The following is a 20,550-nucleotide window of genomic DNA, read 5'->3' on the forward strand; positions in this document are numbered from 1 at the left end:
CCGGCTCCGGAGCCTCGATGCGGCCGTCGCAGAATGGCAGACAGAGATCTCCCACAACCGGTGGATGCACCGCCCATGCCTGACCGGAGCGCACACATGAATGACGACGAACCAGTCCTGCTGCATACCGAGGGTCACAGTCTGCACATCACGCTCAACCGTCCCCGGGCACTGAACGCGCTGACCCACACCATGGTGCGGAGCATCGACGAGGCGCTCACCCTCGCCGCGCAGGACGACGCCGTCACCGCCGTCGTGATCAGCGGGGCCGGGGAGCGCGGTCTGTGCGCCGGCGGCGACATCCGGTCCATCTACGAGGACGCGCGAGCCGGCCGCAGGGCATCCGTGGACTTCTGGCGCGACGAGTACCGGCTCAACGCCCGTATCGCCCGATTCGCCAAACCGTACGTAGCGCTCATGGACGGCATCGTGATGGGCGGTGGGGTAGGGGTGTCCGCCCACGGTGACGTCCGCATCGTCACCGAGCGCTCGCGCGTGGCCATGCCTGAGACCGGGATCGGCTTCGTCCCCGATGTAGGTGGTACCTATCTGCTGGCCGCAGCACCCGGCGAGCTCGGCACCCACCTCGCGCTCACCGGGCAGGCCGTGGGCGCCGAGGACACCATGCTGTGCGGGCTGGCCGACCATTTCGTGCCCTCGCAGCGGCTGGGAGACCTCACCGCCGACCTTGCCCGCAGTGCCACGGCCGCCGGAGTGACGGAGACGGTGCAGCGGTACGCCACGACGGCGCCGGAAGGGGAGCTCGCCCTTCACCGCCCATGGATCGATTCCTGCTACGCCGCCGACACCGTCGAAGAGATCATCGGCCGGCTCGTGGACAGCGGTGTGCCCGCAGCGAAGGAGACCGCCGGGACACTTCTCGCCAAGTCGCCCACCGCGCTCAAGGTCACCCTTGCCGCCGTGCGCCGCGCCAGGCGTCTCGAGAGCCTCGAAGCGGCACTCGACCAGGAGTTCCGGGTCTCCTGCCGGGCCTTCGCCGGACCCGACCTGGTGGAGGGAGTGCGCGCCCAGATCATCGACAAGGACCGTCGTCCCAGGTGGAACCCGGCCGAGCCGGGCGACGTCACCGACGCGGACGTCGCCCGCCACTTCGAGCCGCTCGGCGAACTCGAACTCGGGCTGGCCTCAGGCTGACCGGACCTCTCCCCGAGCGGTACGAACGCCGCTCAGAGGTCGCCCGGCCCGGTGACCGCGCGGAACGGAATGCCGAGAAGGCCGGCAGCGGCCTTGAAGTCCTTGGCGCGGTGACCCGTGCAGAGGGTCCAGTGGTGACCGATACCCGTCGAGGACCAGGCGTCAGTCCACTCACCGGGGTCGAAGCCGAAGTCCACGCGGGACGTCGTGTTGCCGATCTTCAGCAGCGGGCCGGCGACGACCTCGACCTCGGAGACGACGAACACGAACGAGCCGTCCGCCTCCTGTCCGATCCCGAACGTGGTCACCGGGCCGTGCTTCACATCGAACTCGACGCTGACGCCCCAGCCGCGCTTGCCGTGGTAGACGCCGAGACCCCGCAGCAACGGGTCCTCGGCGCTGACCGCCAGATGAGCCGGGCCGTCGTGGCCCATCTCGACGACGCCGTCACGGAAGTTCAGGGCCTGAAGTTCGGTGAAGGACCCGCCGGCACCGAGGGTGTCGGCGATCAGCATGGCGAGGCTGGTGCGGAGCTCGTACTCACCGGCAACCGGAATACCGCGGGCGGTGAGCAGGGAAGCACCGAGGATCATCCCGGCACCGAGCCGCTCGTGGATCTCGCCGTCGAGGCCGCGATGGTAGTAGGCGAGGCTGTCGAGCGAGAAGTCCTCGACGAGCCGGTCCAGCCCCACCGACACCCGGGCCGCCCAGTCGAGATCACCCTCGTCGACGGACTCGTCGAGGGTGAACACGCCCCGGGCCGGCGCGACGCGCTCGGCGGCCTCCTCATCGGTGACCGCCGCGACCCGTACCCGCAGATCGTCGAATTCCAGGACCTCGACATGACCGCCGAACTGGGAGGACACCAGCGTCATGTCCGTCGACACATCGAGCATCCCCGGGTAGAGGTGGCCCATCAGCCCGTGCCGGCCGTGGCGCATGGCGCCCCGCACGCCCGCCCGCCGCGGAGATCCACCGACGGATCCGGTTCCATGCGTTCTCGTCCTGCAGATGTCCGGAGACCGAGCGGAAAGCAATATTGCTGCGGCGGAACACATTGGCGACCTCGGGCAGCGGGCACTGGCCGCAGTAGGCCAGCCACTTGCCGGTATCGGTGTTCGGATGGTCCATCACCTCGGTCGGCTGAAGATCGATGACCAGCACCGGCGTATGGGTGCGCTGGGCAATGGGCAGCACCATCGAAGCAGTGAGGTAGGTCGTCAGAAAAGTGACGACGATGTCGCAGTCGGCCCTGCGAAGCTGCTCCGCCGCGCGGGCCGCCTCCTGAGGATCGGAGATGAAGCCGGCGTCGACCACCTCGCATCCCATCGCCTCGAATCGCTCGGTGACGAAGCGCGCCGAGTCCTGGAGCTGATCCAGGAGGCCGGGGAACTGCGGCCAGTAGGCGGCGAGCCCGCCGGAGACCAGACCGACGCGGGTACGGCGGCGTGTGGTGCGGACGAGCGTGCCGTCGAGCGCGGCGGGGGCATCGTCAGCCATCGGAATTCCTTCCTTCGTCTTCTGCGGAGCGGTCCGTGGCGGCCGGGGTGCCCGCCGCACGCGTCGCCTCGAGGCGGTCCGCGGCCCTGTCCCACGCCGCCGGGTCCCCCTGCGGGCTGTAGTGACGCAGTTCCTGGGTGCGTGCGACCAGCCGGCGCAAGTCGGCCAGGCCGCCCACCAGACCGTGGGCCCGCGCCTGCAGGAGCACGTTGCCGAGTGCGGTCGCCTCCGCGGGACCCGCGGTGACCGGCAGACCGGTCGCGTCGGCGGTCCACTGGCACAGCAACTCGTTGCGCGAGCCACCCCCGACCAGGTGGATGCGGGTCAGCTCGCGGCCCGCCAGGCCGGCGGCCTGTTGCAGCGTGCGCCGATGGGCCAGAGCGAGACTCTCCAGCACGCACCGCACATACCCGCCGGGGCCGTCCGGCAGGGCCTGTCCGGTCCGGGTGAGAGCGGCGTCAATGCGCGAGGGCATGTCCCCCGGGGCAAGGAACGCCGGATCGTCGGGATCGATCACCGCGGCGAACGGCCGGGCACGCACCGCGTCCGCGAGGAGCCGGGGCAGGCTCGGGGACGTACCGACGCGCTCCCAGGTACGACGGCACTCCTCCAGCAGCCACATGCCCATGATGTTGCGGAGATAGCGGACGGTGCCGTCGACCCCGCGCTCATTGGTGAAGTTCGCCGCCCGTGACTCCTCGGTCAGCACGGGCGCGTCCAGTTCCAGACCGGCCAACGACCAGGTGCCGCACGACACATACGCGAACCCGGGTTCGGTGGCAGGGACCGCGGCGACGGCCGACGCCGTGTCGTGCGAGGCGACCGTCGTCACCGGCGTGCCCGCGGGCAGACCGGTGTACTCGGTGACGTGCGGCAGAAGCGCTCCCGCCCGGTCACCCGGTTCGCGCAGCGCGGGGAGCAGTGAAGGCTCCAGACCCAGCCGCTCGATCAGTGCCTCGGACCAGCTTCCGGTACGGGCGTCGAACAGTCCGGTCGTCGACGCGTTGGTCACCTCCGCACCCACCGTCCCGGTCAGCCAGTACACCAGCAGATCAGGCATCAGCAGCAGCGTCCGCGCGGCCTCCCACTGTGCGGTGGAACGATGGGCGGCGAGCTGGAAGACGGTGTTGAACGGCAGATGCTGCAATCCGGTCACGCCGTACAGCTCCTGTGCGCCGATACGGGCCAGTACCTCGTCGGCAGCGCGGGCGTTACGGCTGTCGCGGTAGTGGAACGGCACCCCGAGCAGAGCCCCGTCGGAGTCCAGGAGACCGTAGTCCACAGCCCAGGTGTCGATGCCGACCGAGGTGACGGGACCGCTGCGCGCCGCCTCCCGGAGTCCGTCCAGCATGCCCTGGTACAGGCCGAGCACGTCCCACCGAAGCCCGTCGGGCAGCCGGACCGGAGTGTTGGCGAAGCGGTGCGCCTCGGTCAGCACCAGCTCGTCGTGGCCGACCCGGCCGGTGATCACCCTGCCGCTGGTGGCGCCGAGGTCAACCGCGGCGAACACCGGGTCGTGTCGTGAAGTCGCAGACATGGCCATCTCATCCGATCGGGCGGGGCCGCGCCTCGCACGTCCGCAGACCGTGCAAGGCGCGGCTGATCGCGTGTGGTCAGCGCAGGAAGGCCGCCGCCACACCGGCGTCGACGGGAATGTGAAGGCCGGTCGTGTGGGTGAGGTCCCCGCCGGTCAGCGCAAACACGGCGTTGGCGACGTGCTCGGGAAGCACCTCGCGCTTGAGGAGTGTGCGCTGGGCGTAGAACTCGCCGAGCTTCTCCTCCTCGATGCCGTACGTCGCCGCACGCTGGGCGCCCCATCCCGCGGCGAAGATCCCGGAGCCGCGCACCACCCCGTCGGGGTTGATGCCATTGACCCGGATGCCGTGCTCGCCGAGCTCGGCAGCCAGGAGCCGGACCTGGTGGGCCTGGTCGGCCTTGGTCGCCGAGTACGCGATGTTGTTGGGGCCGGCGAACACGGCGTTCTTCGACGCGATGTAGATGATGTCGCCGCCGAGGTCCTGGGCCCGCATCGCACGGGCGGCCTCGCGCGAGACGAGGAACGAACCGCGCGCCATGATGTCGTGCTGGAGATCCCAGTCCCGGGCAGTGGTCTCCAGCAACGGCTTGGAGATCGAGATCCCGGCGTTGTTCACGACCAGGTCCACGCCGCCGAAGGCGAGCACCGCGGTCTTGAACGCGTCGGCGATCTGGTCCTCGCTGGTGACGTCGACCGTCACCGCGACGGCCTTGTCCGGCCCGCCGAGTTCGTCGGCGACCGCAGCCGCGTTCTCGGCGTGGAGGTCCGCGACGACGACGCAGGCACCTTCCGCGACGAGCCGGTGCGCGATGGCCTTTCCGATGCCCGACCCCGCGCCGGTGACCAGCGCGACCCGGGTGGCGAGGGCCTTCGGCGGCGGCATACGGCGGAGTTTGGCCTCCTCCAGTTCCCAGTACTCGATGCGGAACTTCTCCGACTCCTCGATCGGAGCGTAGGAGGAGACGGCCTCGGCACCCCGCATGACATTGATCGCGTTGAGGTAGAACTCCCCGGCGACCCGCGCGGTCTGCTTGTCCTTGCCGAAGGAGAACATCCCCACCCCGGGCACCAGCACGATCGCCGGGTCCGCGCCGCGCATCGCGGGCGAGTCGGGTGTCGCGTGACGCTCGTAGTACGCGCGGTACGCCTCCCGGTACTCCTGGTGGAGCGACTGGAGGCGGGCGACCGCCTCGTCGAGCGGAGCGTCTGCCGGCAGATCAAGGACCAGCGGGCTGACCTTCGTACGGAGGAAGTGGTCCGGGCAGGACGTACCGAGTGCGGCGAGACGCGGGTGCTCGGCGCGGGAGAGGAAGTCCAGCACCGGCTCCGCGTCGGTGAAGTGGCCCACCTGCGGGCGGTCCGTGGACGCCAGACCGCGGATCACCGGAGCGAGCGCCGCGGCCCGCTCCCGGCGTGCCTCCTGCGCCAGGGCCTCCCGGCCGGACAGCACGGCGCCGAACGGCTCGGTCCTGCCGTGCACCTCGAGGAACGTCTCGGCCGTACGGATCATCCAGAGGGCGTTGCGCTCACACTCCTCGGAGGTGTCGCCCCAGGCCGTGATGCCGTGGCCCCCCAGGACAACGCCGACCGCCTGCGGGTTGGCCTCCTTGACGGCCGCGATGTCGAGACCGAGCTGGAAACCGGGGCGGCGCCAGCCCACCCAGGCCACCTTGTCCCCGAAACACTCCGCGGTGAGCTTCTCGCCGTCGGCGGCGCACGCCAGCGCGATACCGGAGTCAGGATGCAGATGGTCGACATGGGCGGCCTCGACCAGTGCGTGCATCGCGGTGTCGATGGACGGGGCGGCGCCGCCCTTGCCGTGCAGGCAGTAGTCGAACGCCGTCACCATCTCGTCCTCGCGCTCCATCCCCGGGTACACGTCCTTGAGCGCGCGCACCCGGTCCAGCCGGAGCACGGCGAGCCCGGCCTCGGTGAGTGTGCCGAGGTCACCGCCCGAGCCCTTGACCCAGAGCAGTTCGGCCTCGCCGCCGGTGACCGGATCGGTCTCCGTAGCCTTGGCCGACGTGTTGCCTCCGGCGTAGTTGGTGTTGCGGGGGTCGGAGCCGATCCGGTGGGCGCGCTCCAGGAGCGCGGCGACTTCGGCGTGCGTCGCGGACGTCATGAGGGTTCCTTCGAGGTGATGGGGCGGGCGGGTACCGGACGGATGCGCTGGGCGCGAGAGGCGCCGGTGGTCTCAGGCGCCCCAGCCGGCCTGCTCGCCGCCGACCCGGTCGGCTGCGATGCGCTCCTGGTTGCCGGAGGCGCGGTAGGCGGCGAACGGGTCGCGGGCCAGGCCGAGTTCCTCGCGCACCTCGGCGAGCAGCGGCCGTACGTCGGTGTTGAACGCGTCCATCAGCGCACCGTTGGCGGCGAGGACGTCGCCGGACCGCTGCGCCTCGGCCAGCGCCTCGACATCGATCAGCAACGCCTTCGCGGTCGCTTCCTGCACATTGGTGACCGAGCGGATGACTGCCGGGATCTTGGCCTCGATGTTGTGGCACTGGTCGAGCATGAAGTTGACGTTGGTCTCGGGTTTCATGCCCCCGTTCTTGACCACTTCATGCATGATCCGGAACAGCTGGAACGGATCGGCGGCGCCCGCCATGAGGTCGTCGTCGGCATAGAAGCGGGAGTTGAAGTCGAACGCTCCGAGCTTTCCCTCGCGCAGCAGGAACGCCACGATGAACTCGATGTTGGTGCCCGGCGCGTGGTGGCCGGTGTCCACGACGACCTGCGCCTTCGGGCCGAGCTTGAGGCAATGGGCGTACGAGGTACCCCAGTCCGGGACGTCGGTGGCGTAGAACGCCGGCTCGAAGAGCTTGTACTCCAGCAGCATCCGCTGGTCGTCGCCCAACCGCTCGTAGACCTCGGCCAGCGCCTCGGCCAGTCGGTCCTGACGGCCCGAAATGTCGTCCTGACCCGGATAGTTGGTGCCGTCCGAGAACCACAGCTTGAGGTCGGGCGACCCGGTGGCATCCATGATGTCGATGCACTCGAGCAGGTGGTCGGTGGCCTTGCGGCGGACCTTGGGGTCCGGGTGGGTGACCGAGCCCAGCTTGAAGTCGTCATCCTGGAACACGTTGGAGTTGATGGCGCCGATCCGCAGCCCGAGCCCCTCGGCGTGCCGGGTCAGTGCCGCGTAGTCCTCGACCCTGTCCCACGGAATGTGCAGCGACACCTTCGGGGCGACCCCGGTGTAGCCGTGCACCTGCGCCGCGTCCGCAAGCTTCTCGAACGGATCGCGGGGGACTCCGGGCTGGGCGAAGACCTTGAAACGGGTCCCGGAGTTGCCGTAACCCCAGGACGGCGTCTCGATGACCTGAGACTTCAGAGCTGCCTTGACGGCCGACACATCAGACATGAACACCTCGTAAGCAGAGTCATCCGGCGACCGGTCAGGATCGGGGACATGAATCGTTTCATCGGAACGTACGCTAGATTTGGCTGATGCTGCTAGTCAAGCAGCTAGTCAAGTTTCTTCTGGATTTGAATCAATTCATCGCAAGCGCTTGCTGTCTCGTCCCTTTGACAGGTGACCCAAAGGTCACATATTTTGGTTTCATGGACGCGGTGTTCAAAGCCCTGGCAGACCCGACGCGGCGCAGTCTGCTCGACGAGCTGTTCCGTGAAGACGGGCAGACACTGAGTGCGTTGGAGGCCCGCTTCGAGATCACGCGGTTCGCGGTGATGAAGCACCTCAAGCTGCTGGAAGCGGCGGGCCTGGTCGTCACTCGACGGCGAGGCCGGGAGAAGCTCCACTTCCTGAACGCGGTGCCCATCCGGCTCGTCCACGACCGGTGGGTGAGCAAGTACGCGGAGCCCTGGGCTGCAGGGCTCAGCGGCCTCAAGAGCCGACTGGAGAACCCCATGGAGAAGGTCTTCGAGATCTACATCCGCACCACTCCCGAGCGCCTCTGGGAGGCCATCACCGACCCCGAGATCAGGAGCAAATACAACTTCGGAGCCCGTGTCACCTCCGACTGGACGCCGGGATCACGTTTCGAGATGGGTGCCCCGGGTGCCCCTGGACCGCTCGGGGAGGGTCAGAACCTCGAAGTCGACCCGCCGCGCAAGCTGGTCCAGAGCATGGTGGCGCTCTGGAGCGACGAGGTGAAGAACGAGGGACCGACCCGCATCACATGGGAGATCGAGCCCGTCGGCGACTCCTGCCGGCTGACCGTCACCCATGACGAGCTGCGCGACGGCGCCAACGAGGAGCTGTACGGCGGTTGGCCGATGATCCTCTCCGGCCTGAAGACCTGGATCGAGACGGGCGAGCTGCTCACCACGCCGGGCTCCCTGCTGTACACGTAGTCGAAAATCCGCCTGTGACTCTTCCGCGGTGGATGCCCGGAGCTCCCGTCCCGGAGCGGGACATCCACCGCGAGCCGTAGTGGTCAGCGGCCGGAGGAACCGGTCAGGCTCGGCTGAAGTGCCCGTACGAGAGCGAAGAGCCTGTCCTCGTTGCCCGAGAGGCCCGCGCTCCGCAGCGCCTCGTCGGCCTCCTCGATCGGGGAGGCGAGCAACGGCATGTACAGCGGAGCGTCCGCCGGGTCCGCGAGCGCGGCACGGGTGGCCGCCAGTAACCGGACGTACGCCTGGGCGGCGGCGATCTCGTCATTGCGCATCTCAGCATCTCCTGGTCAGAGGTGTCGGACCGTCAAGCATCCCCCATGGGTCTGACAACGCCCGTCCGTGCGGCCCGGCGAGCAGGCTCAGCCGCGCTGCGTGCGAGGACCCGCGGCCGGTGGTTCGACCTCCAGGAAACGCCGCCGGCGCGGTCCCCGGTACGACAGAGCCGTCCAGCCCAGGCGCTGCAGCACGGTGGCGCACCCGGCCAGTGCGCGCTCCTCGTCATGGGCCGCGCCGCTGCCGGGCGCACCCACCCACTCCACCCGTACCGAGCCGGGGAGTTCTCCTTCGCATACCCGGTACCCCGTGGCCGTACGCTCCCCGGACGCGCCGACCGCCGAGGCGGATATCTCTGCGGCCTCCAGGGCCAGCGCCACCGCCCGGACCGGCTGGTGCAGCTCCCACTGGGCGGGTACACGCTCGGGATCCGCGTGCCCCGTATGGGTCAGCCGTCGGATCTGCAGCATCCCGTCGAAGGCCGTCCGCACCACGCCCGCACGCTCGTCGGCGGGACCGGACAGCGGCTGCCCGTCCCCGGTGACGGGCTCGAACCCGGTCTCCCGCGAGGTCTCCATACGTGTCCCTTCACCGGTGCAGTGCTCTGCGGCCAAGTGTGCGCCGGCCCAGTGACAACGGTGGTTGCGCCGGGAGTTGTCAGGCATCGATAGGCTCGGCATTCACGCCCGCTCCCCCGGAGGAATCACGTACCGTGCCCGACCATGAACCAACCGGTGTTCCGGCCACCGAGCGGGAGGATCTGCGCGCCGACTGTGCGAACTGCTTCGGTCTGTGCTGTGTCGCGCTGACGCTGACCGCGTCCGCGGACTTCGCGATCAACAAGGAGGCGGGGGAGCCCTGCCTCAATCTGCGGGACGACTTCCGCTGCGGCATTCACACACAACTGCGACCGAAGGGGTTCTCCGGCTGCACGGTGTACGACTGTTTCGGTGCCGGCCAGAAGGTCTCCCAGGAAACCTACGACGGCCGGGACTGGCGATCCGCTCCGGACACCGCCCAGCAGATGTTCCAGGTTTTCCCCGCGATGCGCAGGCTCCACGAACTGCTCTGGTATCTCACCGAAGCCCTCGCCCTGCCCGCGGCCGGGCCTCTGCACGCGGAGCTTCGCAGCGCCCTCGTCACCACCGAGCACCTCACCCACTCCTCGGCCGAAGTCCTCTCGGAACTCGACGTGTCGGCACACCGCGACGAGGTCGCGTCCTTGTTGCTGCGCGCCAGCGAGCTCGTGCGCGCTGCTGTTCCCCGGCGCAAGAAGCGCAACCACCGGGGGGCCGACCTCATCGGAGCCCGCATGCGGGGCGCCGACCTGCGGGGCGCAGACCTGCGCGGGGCCTACCTCATCGCGGCCGACCTGCGCGGGGCCGATCTACGGCTCGCCGACCTGATCGGCGCGGATTTCCGTGACGCCGACCTGTCCGGCGCCGACCTCATGGGAACCCTGTTCCTCACCCAGGCCCAGCTGAACGCGGCGAAGGGCGACGCCGCCACGAAGCTTCCGCCGCCCCTGACACGGCCCACGCACTGGTCCGGCCAGGGCTCAGGACAGGGCTGAAGGCCCGGCCCGGGATGATCACGCGGGGCGCGGGCCGTCCTCCTCGTGGTCGGCGGCAGACGCGCTGTCCTGCTCCAGCGCCTCCTTCAGCCGTTCCAGCGTTGTGCGGATGTTGGCGCGCTGGAACTCTGCGAACGTATGGCCGCGCGTCGCGATCCGGTCGAACGTGTTGGCGAGGGGATCCGGCCACGATCGGCGGTCGTCGGTCCATATCTCCGTGACCCGCGTGGAGCCGTCGACCGCCTCGAAGAGGTACTCCCACGTCGCGATCGGCCCTCGCAGCCGAGGCCGCTTGGCCCCGATCGCATGGACGCGGAACGCGAACCGCTCGCCCGCGTCGGCGGCTGTGACGGTGCATTTCGTCGTCCAGCGGAAGGCGCCGCGCTTGTTACGGCCCTCGAAGACCATGCCCACATGGGTGCCGCCCGCGTGCTCTCCGAGCACCCTCGCGCCCCGGTTCTCCGGGCTCCAGCGCCCCATGGCCGTGGGGTCGCTGAGCTGTTCGTACACGGCCGAGGGCGCCGCGTGGATCACGATGCTTTCCGAGACGGACATGGTGCGGGGCATGGGGGACTCCTTGTCCACGGCCGTCCTGGGACACCTGCCGCAGGCCGGGCGGATCGTGGGCGAACGGTTGGCGGTGGTGGTTCGTCGGACAGACAGTGTGGCCTACACCTGGCACCGCCCGGAACACCGGACCCGAGGACTCCGCGCCTGCCCACCCACCGAAGCCGGCCGCACCTGAACGGCACCCGCCGACAACAGCGGGCGTTCGCGCCGTACGACCTCGACGAGCCCACCACGCAGCTCGATAGGACGAACGCCGACGGCGGGGTCATCGACGCCGGGCCTGGTCCGGGCTTCGCCGCCCGGCGTCATCCCCGAGCTCAGCGAGCAAGAAGTGCGCCTCGGAATAGGGGACTTGACTCCGCGTGCACTCCAACTGTGGGGATCCCCGGCATAACCCGCGCAGCCACGCGGCAAGAAGGACGACCAGGGGGAGCGAAGCATGAGTGAATCACCGGTCACGCTGATCACCAAAGGCGGTAGCGGAATCGGTGCGGCGACGGCCCGTCAACTGCTGGAGCGGGGTCATCGGGTGACCGTCACCGGGCGCGGCGAGGACAGGCTGAGGCGTTCGCCGAGGAACTCGGCAAGCCCGAAGGCCTGTTGACGTTCACCGGCGACGCGGCCGACCATGACGTGTGCGATCCGCGGTCGACGCGACGGTCGACAGGTTCGGAAGGCTGGATGCCGTTGTCGCCAACGCTGGATCGCCACCCACGACACCCTGGCGGACGGCGATCCCGAGGCCTGGCGGGAGATGGTCCTCACCAACGTTATGGGACCGGCCCTGCTGATCAGGGCGGCACTCCTGGCGCTGAAGGCAACGCGCGGGCGTTGTCCTGGTCGGCAGCGTCGCCGGCTTCCTCAACACCCCGGGAAACATCTGCGGGGCGCAAGTGGGCGGTTACCGGGTTGGCCGGGAACACCCGGCGCATGGTGACGGGCGACGTCGTGGGCGTGACGTTGATCGCGCCGGGCCGCGTGGAGACACCGTTCTGGGGCGACCTCGGCAGCCTGCCCGAGGGACGTCGGCCGACGGCAGGTCAGATCACCGACTCCATCGTGTGAGCCATCGGCCGGCCCGAAGGTGTCGATGTCAACAACGTCATCATCCGGCCGATCGGCCAGCCCGTCTGACGACACCTCCGTGCACCGTGCTGCGCCACCGACCTGGGAGCGCAGCACGGGGTACGGGGCGAGGGGCCCTGGGGCAACGGTCAGGCGCTCCACTCCGCGGTACGTTCCGGGGACGCGTCCGCCAGGGCCTTCAGGATGGTGTCCGCGTCGCCCCGGTTCCCGTAGACCGGCGTTCCCGGCTGCTGGCGCCACGACTCGTCCAGACCACCGGTGTCCACGGTGTCGAAGCCCAGCTCGGCGATGAGCTCCCGTACCGCCTGCTTGGCGGCCGGATCGTCACCGGCGACCGGGAGCGCCTGGCGGCCGGGGGTCCCCTGGGGCAGGCCCCTGTCGAGGATGTCCTCGGCGTACGTACCGTTGAAGGCCTTGATCACCGAGTGGCCGATCTGCTGTTCGGTCCACCGGCTCTCCGGCAGGCCGTCCTCGATGGCGGCGATCCGTCCGTCGCGCTGCGGGTAGTAGTTGCCGGTGTCTATGACAGCGGCGCCGGGTGCAGCCTCGTCGATGAGTCCGGACGGCAGGTCCGGGACTGCCTTGAGGGGGACGGTCACCACGACGATCAGGGCGTCGCGCGCCGCCTGCGCCGCTGTGACCGCGGTGGCGCCCGTCTCGTCGGCGAGTGCCTGGAGGGTGTGGGGTCCGCGAGAGTTCGCGACGGACACATCGTGTCCGAGCTCGGTGAGGCGCCGGGTCAGGTTGCCGCCGATGTTGCCCGCTCCGATGATGCCGATCTTCATGGATCCGACCTTCCGATGCCTGCTGCGTTGGGTGAAAGGGTCTCGACGGACCACCAACCCCGCGCGGACGGCGACTATTCCGACTCGCCGAATCGGTTCTGCCGGCCGTCGGGCGGATGGAACCCCTGCGTGCGGGCACGCATGAGGGGAGAGGGGAGAACCGGAACCGCACGGCCCCATGTGGAGGTGACGCCCGTGCTGCATGGCGTCGATGTCAGTTCCCACCAGACGTCCTTCGACACCGAGGGTCTGGACTTCGTCTTCATCAAGGCGACCGAAGGACGTTCATACATCAATCCGCGCCTCGCCGACCAGGTCGAACGGGCCAGGGGAGCCGCATGTGTGGTCGGCTTCTATCACTTTCTGTGGCCGGGGAAGGTCAAAGAACAGGCGGCGTATTTTGTCGGCGGTGCGCCGGAGAAAGCCGGCGATCTGCTCGCCGTCGACTGGGAGACGACAGGCGAAGGTACGCATGCGAGCAACGGCGACAAGGACCGCTTCATCCGTGAGGTGAAGCGCCTCAGGCCGAACCATCGTGTCCTGCTGTACTGCAACCGCTCCTTCTGGCTGCATCACGACACGACGTCGTACGCGGGCGACGGTCTCTGGATCGCCGACTACGTAACGGCGGGCAAGCCGCGGATCAAGGCGTCCTGGCGCATTCATCAGTACACCGACCAGCCGCTGGACAGGAACGTGGCCGACTTCTCCTCGCGCGCGGCGATGCGTTCCTGGTCCCAAGGCTGAGGGGCCCCCGCATGTCCGGGCCTCGGGGATGATGCCGCGGATGCGCCGTCTGCCCGCGGTCCGTGCGTCAACAAGGGCATCGTGGCCGTCGGCCAATGGAGTGTCCTTTGCCAGCCACCGGTGCAGTGCGGACAGGGATGTCCCGCAGTACCGCCGCAGGGGAGTCCATCCTGGTCGCCGAGTCCGCAACCGGCCGTCGACCGAGGGAGTGCCGCAGTGACGACGAGGGGCCCCGCAGAATCGGTGGAAGCCGATACCGCCTTTCAGGACGAGTTGCCCGTACGGCGGAAGCAGCCGGGGCGTGTGGTCGTCACGTGGATGACCACCACTGACCACAAGACGATCGGCACGATGTACCTGATCACGTCGTTCGCCTTCTTCCTCATCGGCGGTGTGCTGGCACTCGTGATGCGCGCCGAGCTGGCTCGGCCGGGTACGCAGATCGTGTCGAACGAGCAGTTCAACCAGGCGTTCACGATGCACGGCACGATCATGCTGCTGATGTTCGCGACGCCGCTGTTCGCCGGATTCGCGAACTGGATCATGCCGTTGCAGATCGGCGCGCCCGATGTGGCGTTCCCGCGGCTGAACATGTTCGCCTACTGGCTGTACCTCTTCGGCTCGATCATCGCGGTGGCCGGCTTCATCACCCCGCAGGGTGCGGCCGACTTCGGCTGGTTCGCCTACGCTCCGCTCAACGACGCGGTCCACACGCCCGGTATCGGTGCGGATATGTGGATCATGGGTCTGGCCTTCTCCGGCTTCGGCACGATCCTCGGCTCGGTCAACTTCATCACCACGATCATCTGCATGCGCGCCCCCGGCATGACGATGTTCCGCATGCCGATCTTCGTGTGGAACGTCCTTCTCACCGGTGTTCTGGTCCTGCTCGCTTTTCCCGTCCTGGCGGGCGCCCTGCTCGCCCTCGAGGCCGACCGAAAATTCGGTGCGCACATCTTCGACGCGGCAAATGGCGGCGCACTGCTCTGGCAACACCTCTTCTGGTTCTTCGGCCATCCAGAGGTGTACATCATCGCTCTGCCGTTCTTCGGAATCGTCTCCGAGATCTTTCCGGTGTTCAGCCGGAAGCCGATGTTCGGTTACATCGGTCTCATCGCGGCGACGATCTCCATCGCCGGCCTCTCCGCGACGGTGTGGGCACACCACATGTACGTCACCGGCGGTGTGCTGCTGCCGTTCTTCTCGTTCATGACGTTCCTGATCGCGGTACCGACCGGCGTGAAGTTCTTCAACTGGATCGGCACGATGTGGAAGGGATCGCTTTCTTTCGAGACACCGATGCTCTGGTCGATCGGATTCCTGGTCACCTTCCTGTTCGGCGGCCTCACGGGGGTGATCCTGGCTTCTCCGCCCCTGGACTTCCAGGTCTCCGACTCGTACTTCGTGGTGGCGCACTTCCACTACGTCGTCTTCGGCACCGTGGTCTTCGCGATGTTCGCCGGATTCCACTTCTGGTGGCCGAAGTTCACCGGCAAGATGCTGGACGAGCGGCTCGGGAAGATGACTTTCTGGACGCTGTTCGTGGGCTTCCACGGCACGTTCCTGGTGCAGCACTGGCTGGGTGCGGAAGGCATGCCGCGCCGCTACGCGGACTACCTCGCGGTGGACGGCTTCACCGCGCTCAACACCATTTCCTCGATCGCCTCCTTCCTGCTGGGGCTGTCGATGCTGCCCTTCCTCTACAACGTGTGGAAGACCGCCAAGTACGGCAAGAAGATCGAGGTCGACGACCCCTGGGGCTACGGCCGTTCGCTGGAATGGGCCACGACGTGCCCGCCGCCGCGGCACAACTTCCTCACGCTTCCTCGGATCCGTTCCGAATCGCCCGCGTTCGACCTGCACCACCCCTCGGTCCGCGCGCTCGAAGAGGCGGTCAACCGCCCCGCAGACTCGGCAACGGTGGCGCCCGGGGACAAGCAGGCGTGAGGTGGGGCCCGAACGACAGCCGGAGGAGAGGAGGACTGCGTGGAACCGGAGAAGGACAGTGCCCGAGGTCTTGCCCAGATGGAGGGCTACCTGCTGTGGAACGCCGAAGTCGAGGAGGCCCGCCGCGGGGCCTCCCGCTTCACCGAGCAGTTGCCCTGGCTCACCACCGCCCAGCGCGAGGACGTCGAGCGCGTCTACGTCGCCGATGGCGTGGCCCTCTCCCGGGAGTCACTCCTGAGGATCGCCGACCGCGCAGGCGAACTCCGCGGTGAGTACACGGCACGGTACGAGCGGCTCAGAGCCCGCTGCGTGGCATTTTCCGTCCTGGCTGTCGGCGCGGCGAGCGGTACCTGCACCGCCCTCACGCTGATCAGCAGGTGACCGCGGCCCCCGGGTGCTCGGTGCAGCACTCGGGGCCACGGCCGACCGCGGTCACTCACGTACCAGACAGAACGGATGCCCAGCCGGGTCGGCGAAGACGCGCCAGCTTCGCGAGGCCGGGCCGTCGTCCAGCACGGTCGCGCCGAGTGCGAGCACCTGCTCCTGGGCGTGGTCCAGGTCGGGTACACCGAAGTCCAGATGGGACTGCTGCGGACGCTCGGGATCCGGCCACTGCGGCGGGCGGTACGTTTCGACCTGCTGGAACGCGAGCACAAACCCGGCCGGTGTATGGACGGTTGCCCAGTCCTCGCCGAGATCCCATCGTGCATCGGGCTGATTCACCCTGCCACCGAGCACGGCCCCGTAGAAGGTGGCGAGCCGGACGGGATCCGGGCAGTCCAGCACCACGCACTGCAATTCGGCGATCATGGGCCACATCCTACGAGTCGGCCCGAATGCCGTGAACGAAGCGGATCGACGGCGCACCGGTGAACAGAGAGAGCCGACGGGTGCCGGGCGCACGGCCGTTGATCAGGCAGCCGGGACCACCGGACGTGGCGTCGACCGCGCCCGGTCGAGGGCGGACTGATGCGCGGAGAGCTGCTCGGCGTGCGACGGAGGCAGCTCGGCGGCCCGGTGATCCAGATACACGGCGCAGGCGGTCGTGGTGTCGATGAGCTGCTCCAGGGCGCAGGCTATGTCCTCGGATCCGGCCGTGTGCCGGGCCACCGCGGGAAGTTCGGACGCCGACAGGTCGATGGCGGTGCGTGCCGCTGCCAACGACCGGTAGGCGTCACGCCGCAGCGCGCCCCGCCCGTGGTGGTCCTCCGGGTCACCAAGTACGTGCCCCAGATAACGGTGTGCCGCGCCCACCGCGCTGTCGAGCGCGGCCCGGACCCTGTGGCCATGCCTGCCGGGCAGCGGGAGGTGGCCGACGAGCAGCACTGTCGCGCAGGCGAGAAGGGACTCGACGACCCGGCCCCAGGCGGCCGGCGGCTCCCCGCCCAGCAGGACGAGGGCGAGCACGAGTACGGTCACCACCGCCGTCTGGACCGCGAAGTGCCGGGTGGCGACGGGAAGCAGCGCACCGCAGAGCGCGACCACCCCGACCAGGGCGAAGGGACCTGGCAGCAGCAGGACCAGCACACCGAAGACGGCGGCACCGGCAACGGTCCCCACGGCCCGGCACACCACCCGCGACGCCAGCGGCCCCAGATCGGGCTTGACCAGGAACACGGTCGTGGCGGGCAGCCAGTACCAGTGCTCGTGATGCAGGGCCTGAGCCACGACCGTGCTCGCCACGCAGCACAGCGCCACCCGTATCCCGTACTCACGCCCCGCGGCACTCCACGCCCGGCTCAGTACGGAAACGTACGAACGCCCCTTCGGGGTGCGCAGGGGAGCCCCCGCAGAGCAGTCGAAGGCCGCCGCGGCCCGCAGTATGGCATCGTCCAGAGCCCGCAGCGCGGCATCGGTCCGCGCCGGGGCCGAAAGCGGACCGCAGGGACCGCCCGTGCGTACCGCGTCGGCCAGCCGGCGCGGGCCGTCCACGATTCCGGCGGGCAGCGCAACCCCCGCCCAGGCCAGCGCGGTCGCGGCCTCGGCGAGCGGAAGCGCCGCGGCGTACTGGGCGTGCAGTCTGCGCTCGGCCGCCGAACTGGCCCGCCGACGGAGCCTCGGCCCCGTCAGCGCGTCCTGCGCATGGTCGAGAGCCGCGCTCAGAGAAGCGCGCCGGGCGAGAGCCTGCGGGCCACCCGCCGCCCGCAGCAGCCCGGCCACGGCCCCGTACACGGCGGCGACCGCCTCCCGCTCCCCGTCCAGCCGGTAAGGACCGACGCCGAGCCGGACGGGGGACGGCAGAACCAAGCGGAGCAGGATGAGCCATCCCGCACCGGCAAGGAACAGCAGAGCACGCTGCGGACCCGGCTCGGGCAACGGCATGCCTGCCCCGATCACAGCCGCGACCAGCAACTGCGTGCCGCACGCGGAGGCAACCGGACCCGTCGAGCTGATTGCTCCCGCGATCAGCCCCAGCACCCCGAGCAGCAGCGGAAGCACGACCATGGACGGGCCGGTTCCGGCGGCGGCCGCGGTCATGGTGCCCAGCAGCAGACCGGCCGAACCCGCCAGGGCAGGGATCCCGAGCCGGGAGACCGCCGCACGCCGGCTGCCCGGCCGGTCGTTGATCCCGGCCAGCATCGCGCCCAGCGCTGCCGGGATCCCGGCCGTCGGCCGTTCGGCGAGAACCGCCACGAGGAGCGGGGCTGCGGCCAGGGACCCGCGCAGGACCGCATTCCAGGGGACCGGCCCGCGCTGCGCCCGCAGCACATGGGCGAGCCACGGGGGGAGGGGAGGGAGTGTGGCGAGAAAGGCAGGTGTGAACACCGGGCTCCTGTCCGCGCAGGGGTTCGTCGGATCGCCGGCGGACACCTTCGGCCTGGGCGCATCTCCAGCCTAGATCCTTTACGTGGAGGGGGTGCTACCTGCTCGTTTCCGGAATGTGACGGCCTGCCGGACGCTCATCGTCACAGAGCGGCTCCGAAGTTCTGCGTCCACACAGGACCGCCGGAGGAGTCCTGACGGCCGACCCCGATCTCCTTGAACGCGCAGTTGAGGATGTTCGCCCGGTGACCGGGGCTGTTCATCCAGGAATCCATTACCGCGGCCGGGGTGCGCTGCCCCTTCGCGATGTTCTCGCCGTACGTGCTCCAGCGGTAGCCCGCCGCTGTGATGCGGTCGCCGGGGTCCGAGCCGTCCGGGGAGGTGTGGGAGAAGTAGTCGCGCGACACCATGTCGGCGGAATGCCGCGATGCAGCCGTCGCCAGCCGGCTGTTGCTGCGCACCGCTGCGCAACCCTCCTTCGCGCGCTCTGAGTTGACCAACGCCACGACCTCCTCGGCGGCCGAGGACGGCGGCGGGTCCGCGGGCTGCGGCGCCGGGGCGGCCTGCGGCTTCGAGGACGGTGTACGCGTGCTCGGCGCGACCTTGGGGGTGGGGGAGGCGCTCCTGCTCTTCGTCCGGGACGGCGACGGAGTGGGCGACGCGGAGGACGGCGAGGGGGAGGGCGAAGCGGACGGGGATTCCGGCGCCGGCGCTGAGGAAGACGGGCCGACCAGAGGCGCGACGGCAGTGGCCGGACCTTCGCCCTCCCCGTCCGTGTAGAGGTGCACCGCAGCGCCTCCGCCACCCAGGACCACAACCGCCACCAGCCCCGCCAGCACGGTGTTGCGACGGCGGCGCCGCATCTGGTCCCGCCGCCGTTCGGCACGTCCCGGACCGGAGGGGTGTGCTGCCCCGGCCACCGGCAGGAAGTCGGCTCCCGCGCGGGCGGCGGACGCTCCCGCACCGGCCGCGGACGCCACCAGGGGAACGAGGGCCAGTCCCACCAGCAGGCCCTCCGCCGGAACCATGCCCGACCCGTGCCCCGAGCACACCGTGCAGTCACGCGCATGGCGGGCCAGACGCTTGCGCCAGAGGGCGGACGGCGCCCCGTCCCACCCGGCGGTGAGGTCCTCCAGCAGGATGCAGCGCGGGCGCGCAGCCAGCGCGCGCACCACCACCCTGGCCCCTTCCAGCTGGGCCTTCATCCGCTGCACGCGTACCGCGGTGTGCTGCGGGGAGAGATCGAGCGCAGCGGCTACCTCGGCCCGGGACAGCTCGCCGGCCGTCTCCAGCCACCACAACGACAGCAGCGCGCGGTCGTCCTCGTCCAGCCAGCGCGTGGCCTCGGCGGCCTCGCGCCGCTGTCCGGTCAGTCCGAGGCGGACGATGGTCAGCTCGACGAAATCGGCCCCGGGATCGACGACGTCGTACGCGACCTCCATCGGGTCGGCGGATATCTCCCCGGTTCTCCGCTCACGCCAGTGCCCTCGTATCTGGTTCATGGTGATGGCCACGAACCACGACCGGAAACTCCCCGGAGCACGCAGCGAGGGGAGGCCGTGGAGCATGCGCAGCGCACTCTCCTGCACCACGTCGTCGACGTCCGCGTGACCGTTCAGAGCACGGCCGACAATGTTGTAGATCAGCGGCAGGTACGACTCGACGAGTTGGTCCTGGGCCTGCTGGTCCCCCCTTTGCGCCGCCTTGATCAACGCCGCCTCGCGTGCCTCGCCCATGGTGTGCTCACTCTTCCGGGATCCTGTTCCGTCACTGCCCACACTCGGGAGACGGCGTGCGGCGGGGACGATAACAGGAATCCTGCCGGGTCTTGTGAGCTTCTTCCCCGGAGCGGCCGTCGACCACCCGGGCAAACCGCACCCCGGACCGCTCGGCACGAGGTGCGCCACGCGGTCCGGGGTGCGGATACGAGGGCTGGGGACAGGGCCGGCCCGGCAGCCGGCGCGTACTCACGTCAGGTACGGGGCGGGTTGTCCTGGTCCCGGTCGGCGCCGAGCTGCTGCTTGAACTTGTCCTGGCCGGTGTCGACCTGGCTGCGGTACTTCCCCTGGGTCCTGCCGTCGATCGTGTCACCTGCCTTGTCGACGCCCTTGCCGGCCTGGTCCTCGTGCCCCTTCAGCATCTTCTTGATCTTGTCCAGTGCGGACATGGCTGGTCCTCCTCGGCTCGGCGCCCCCCTCCCATCCAGAGTCACCGCACATCCCGGCGACCGCATCCGCGGGAGGCACGCGGGGGCCCGT

Annotated in this window: 18 protein-coding genes and 2 pseudogenes; 7 read left to right on the forward strand and 13 right to left on the reverse strand. The window is 69.4% G+C overall.

Features of this window, described 5'->3' with window-relative positions:
* Nucleotides 1-96 precede the first annotated feature (96 nt).
* Nucleotides 97-1,155: an enoyl-CoA hydratase/isomerase family protein gene (locus ACFWBQ_RS26155; RefSeq protein ID WP_385498037.1), complete on the forward strand. Its 1,059-nt coding sequence runs from the start codon at nt 97-99 to the stop codon at nt 1,153-1,155.
* Nucleotides 1,156-1,187: 32 nt separating this feature from the next.
* Here the strand turns inward: ACFWBQ_RS26155 and ACFWBQ_RS26160 are convergent.
* The 4 genes and pseudogenes from ACFWBQ_RS26160 to rhaI all read right to left on the reverse strand — a co-directional run bounded on the left by ACFWBQ_RS26160 (nt 1,188) and on the right by rhaI (nt 7,553).
* A pseudogene (locus ACFWBQ_RS26160) lies at nt 1,188-2,655 on the reverse strand (arabinose isomerase).
* Nucleotides 2,648-4,192, reverse strand: coding sequence for a rhamnulokinase family protein (locus ACFWBQ_RS26165; protein ID WP_385498051.1), 1,545 nt, complete (start codon nt 4,190-4,192; stop codon nt 2,648-2,650). Before ACFWBQ_RS26165 ends, ACFWBQ_RS26160 begins: the two are co-directional and overlap by 8 nt.
* A 76-nt stretch (nt 4,193-4,268) precedes the next feature.
* Complete coding sequence (locus ACFWBQ_RS26170; protein WP_385498062.1) at nt 4,269-6,314, reverse strand: bifunctional aldolase/short-chain dehydrogenase; 2,046 nt, start codon at nt 6,312-6,314, stop codon at nt 4,269-4,271.
* A gap of 72 nt (nt 6,315-6,386) precedes the next feature.
* A complete protein-coding gene (gene rhaI, locus ACFWBQ_RS26175) occupies nt 6,387-7,553 on the reverse strand; it encodes an L-rhamnose isomerase (protein WP_385498071.1) in 1,167 nt (388 codons plus the stop codon).
* Between the two features lie 200 nt (nt 7,554-7,753).
* Between rhaI and ACFWBQ_RS26180 the strand changes: the two genes are divergently transcribed.
* Complete coding sequence (locus tag ACFWBQ_RS26180; protein WP_385498079.1) at nt 7,754-8,506, forward strand: ArsR/SmtB family transcription factor; 753 nt, start codon at nt 7,754-7,756, stop codon at nt 8,504-8,506.
* Between the two features lie 83 nt (nt 8,507-8,589).
* Here ACFWBQ_RS26180 and ACFWBQ_RS26185 read toward each other — a convergent pair whose 3' ends face one another.
* The 3 genes from ACFWBQ_RS26185 to ACFWBQ_RS26195 form a co-directional block, all read right to left on the reverse strand.
* On the reverse strand, nt 8,590-8,820 hold the full coding sequence (locus tag ACFWBQ_RS26185; protein ID WP_329204330.1) for a hypothetical protein: 231 nt from the start codon (nt 8,818-8,820) through the stop codon (nt 8,590-8,592).
* A gap of 87 nt (nt 8,821-8,907) precedes the next feature.
* Complete coding sequence (locus tag ACFWBQ_RS26190; RefSeq protein WP_385498093.1) at nt 8,908-9,399, reverse strand: hypothetical protein; 492 nt, start codon at nt 9,397-9,399, stop codon at nt 8,908-8,910.
* Between the two features lie 400 nt (nt 9,400-9,799).
* Nucleotides 9,800-10,135, reverse strand: coding sequence for a GlcNAc-transferase family protein (locus tag ACFWBQ_RS26195; protein ID WP_385498100.1), 336 nt, complete (start codon nt 10,133-10,135; stop codon nt 9,800-9,802).
* Between ACFWBQ_RS26195 and ACFWBQ_RS26200 the strand changes: the two genes are divergently transcribed.
* Nucleotides 10,068-10,394: a pentapeptide repeat-containing protein gene (locus ACFWBQ_RS26200; RefSeq protein WP_385498109.1), complete on the forward strand. Its 327-nt coding sequence runs from the start codon at nt 10,068-10,070 to the stop codon at nt 10,392-10,394. The two genes, ACFWBQ_RS26195 and ACFWBQ_RS26200, sit on opposite strands and share 68 nt — an antisense overlap.
* A gap of 18 nt (nt 10,395-10,412) precedes the next feature.
* Here ACFWBQ_RS26200 and ACFWBQ_RS26205 read toward each other — a convergent pair whose 3' ends face one another.
* A complete protein-coding gene (locus ACFWBQ_RS26205; protein WP_385498115.1) occupies nt 10,413-10,961 on the reverse strand; it encodes an SRPBCC family protein in 549 nt (182 codons plus the stop codon).
* A gap of 442 nt (nt 10,962-11,403) precedes the next feature.
* On the opposite strand from ACFWBQ_RS26205, the pseudogene ACFWBQ_RS26210 reads away from it, so the two are divergent.
* Nucleotides 11,404-12,098 (forward strand): annotated as a pseudogene (locus ACFWBQ_RS26210) (SDR family oxidoreductase).
* A gap of 80 nt (nt 12,099-12,178) precedes the next feature.
* On the opposite strand, the gene ACFWBQ_RS26215 reads toward ACFWBQ_RS26210, so the two are convergent.
* A complete protein-coding gene (locus ACFWBQ_RS26215) occupies nt 12,179-13,039 on the reverse strand; it encodes an NADPH-dependent F420 reductase (RefSeq protein ID WP_385498783.1) in 861 nt (286 codons plus the stop codon).
* Here ACFWBQ_RS26215 and ACFWBQ_RS26220 point away from each other — a divergent pair.
* From ACFWBQ_RS26220 to ACFWBQ_RS26230, 3 genes are all read left to right on the forward strand, one after another.
* The gene (locus ACFWBQ_RS26220) at nt 13,031-13,582 is read left to right on the forward strand and encodes a GH25 family lysozyme (RefSeq protein WP_385498124.1); all 552 of its coding nucleotides are present in this window, start codon (nt 13,031-13,033) and stop codon (nt 13,580-13,582) included. The genes ACFWBQ_RS26215 and ACFWBQ_RS26220 overlap by 9 nt on opposite strands.
* Before the next feature lie 216 nt (nt 13,583-13,798).
* A complete protein-coding gene (gene ctaD, locus ACFWBQ_RS26225; protein ID WP_385498141.1) occupies nt 13,799-15,529 on the forward strand; it encodes a cytochrome c oxidase subunit I in 1,731 nt (576 codons plus the stop codon).
* 39 nt (nt 15,530-15,568) lie between these two features.
* Entirely contained in the window at nt 15,569-15,910 is a 342-nt protein-coding gene (locus tag ACFWBQ_RS26230) for a hypothetical protein (protein WP_385498147.1), read from the forward strand.
* Between the two features lie 51 nt (nt 15,911-15,961).
* Here ACFWBQ_RS26230 and ACFWBQ_RS26235 read toward each other — a convergent pair whose 3' ends face one another.
* From ACFWBQ_RS26235 to ACFWBQ_RS26250, 4 genes are all read right to left on the reverse strand, one after another.
* Complete coding sequence (locus ACFWBQ_RS26235) at nt 15,962-16,339, reverse strand: VOC family protein (RefSeq protein ID WP_385498157.1); 378 nt, start codon at nt 16,337-16,339, stop codon at nt 15,962-15,964.
* Between the two features lie 102 nt (nt 16,340-16,441).
* Nucleotides 16,442-18,295, reverse strand: a complete 1,854-nt coding sequence (locus ACFWBQ_RS26240) for an FUSC family protein (RefSeq protein ID WP_385498166.1) — start codon at nt 18,293-18,295, stop codon at nt 16,442-16,444.
* Between the two features lie 140 nt (nt 18,296-18,435).
* Nucleotides 18,436-20,028, reverse strand: coding sequence for a sigma-70 family RNA polymerase sigma factor (locus ACFWBQ_RS26245; protein ID WP_385498172.1), 1,593 nt, complete (start codon nt 20,026-20,028; stop codon nt 18,436-18,438).
* Nucleotides 20,029-20,264: 236 nt separating this feature from the next.
* Nucleotides 20,265-20,459, reverse strand: coding sequence for an antitoxin (locus ACFWBQ_RS26250; RefSeq protein ID WP_385498176.1), 195 nt, complete (start codon nt 20,457-20,459; stop codon nt 20,265-20,267).
* Between the last annotated feature and the right edge of the window lie 91 nt (nt 20,460-20,550).

This window comes from Streptomyces sp. NPDC060035, from assembly GCF_042736635.1.
GTDB lineage: Bacteria > Actinomycetota > Actinomycetes > Streptomycetales > Streptomycetaceae > Streptomyces.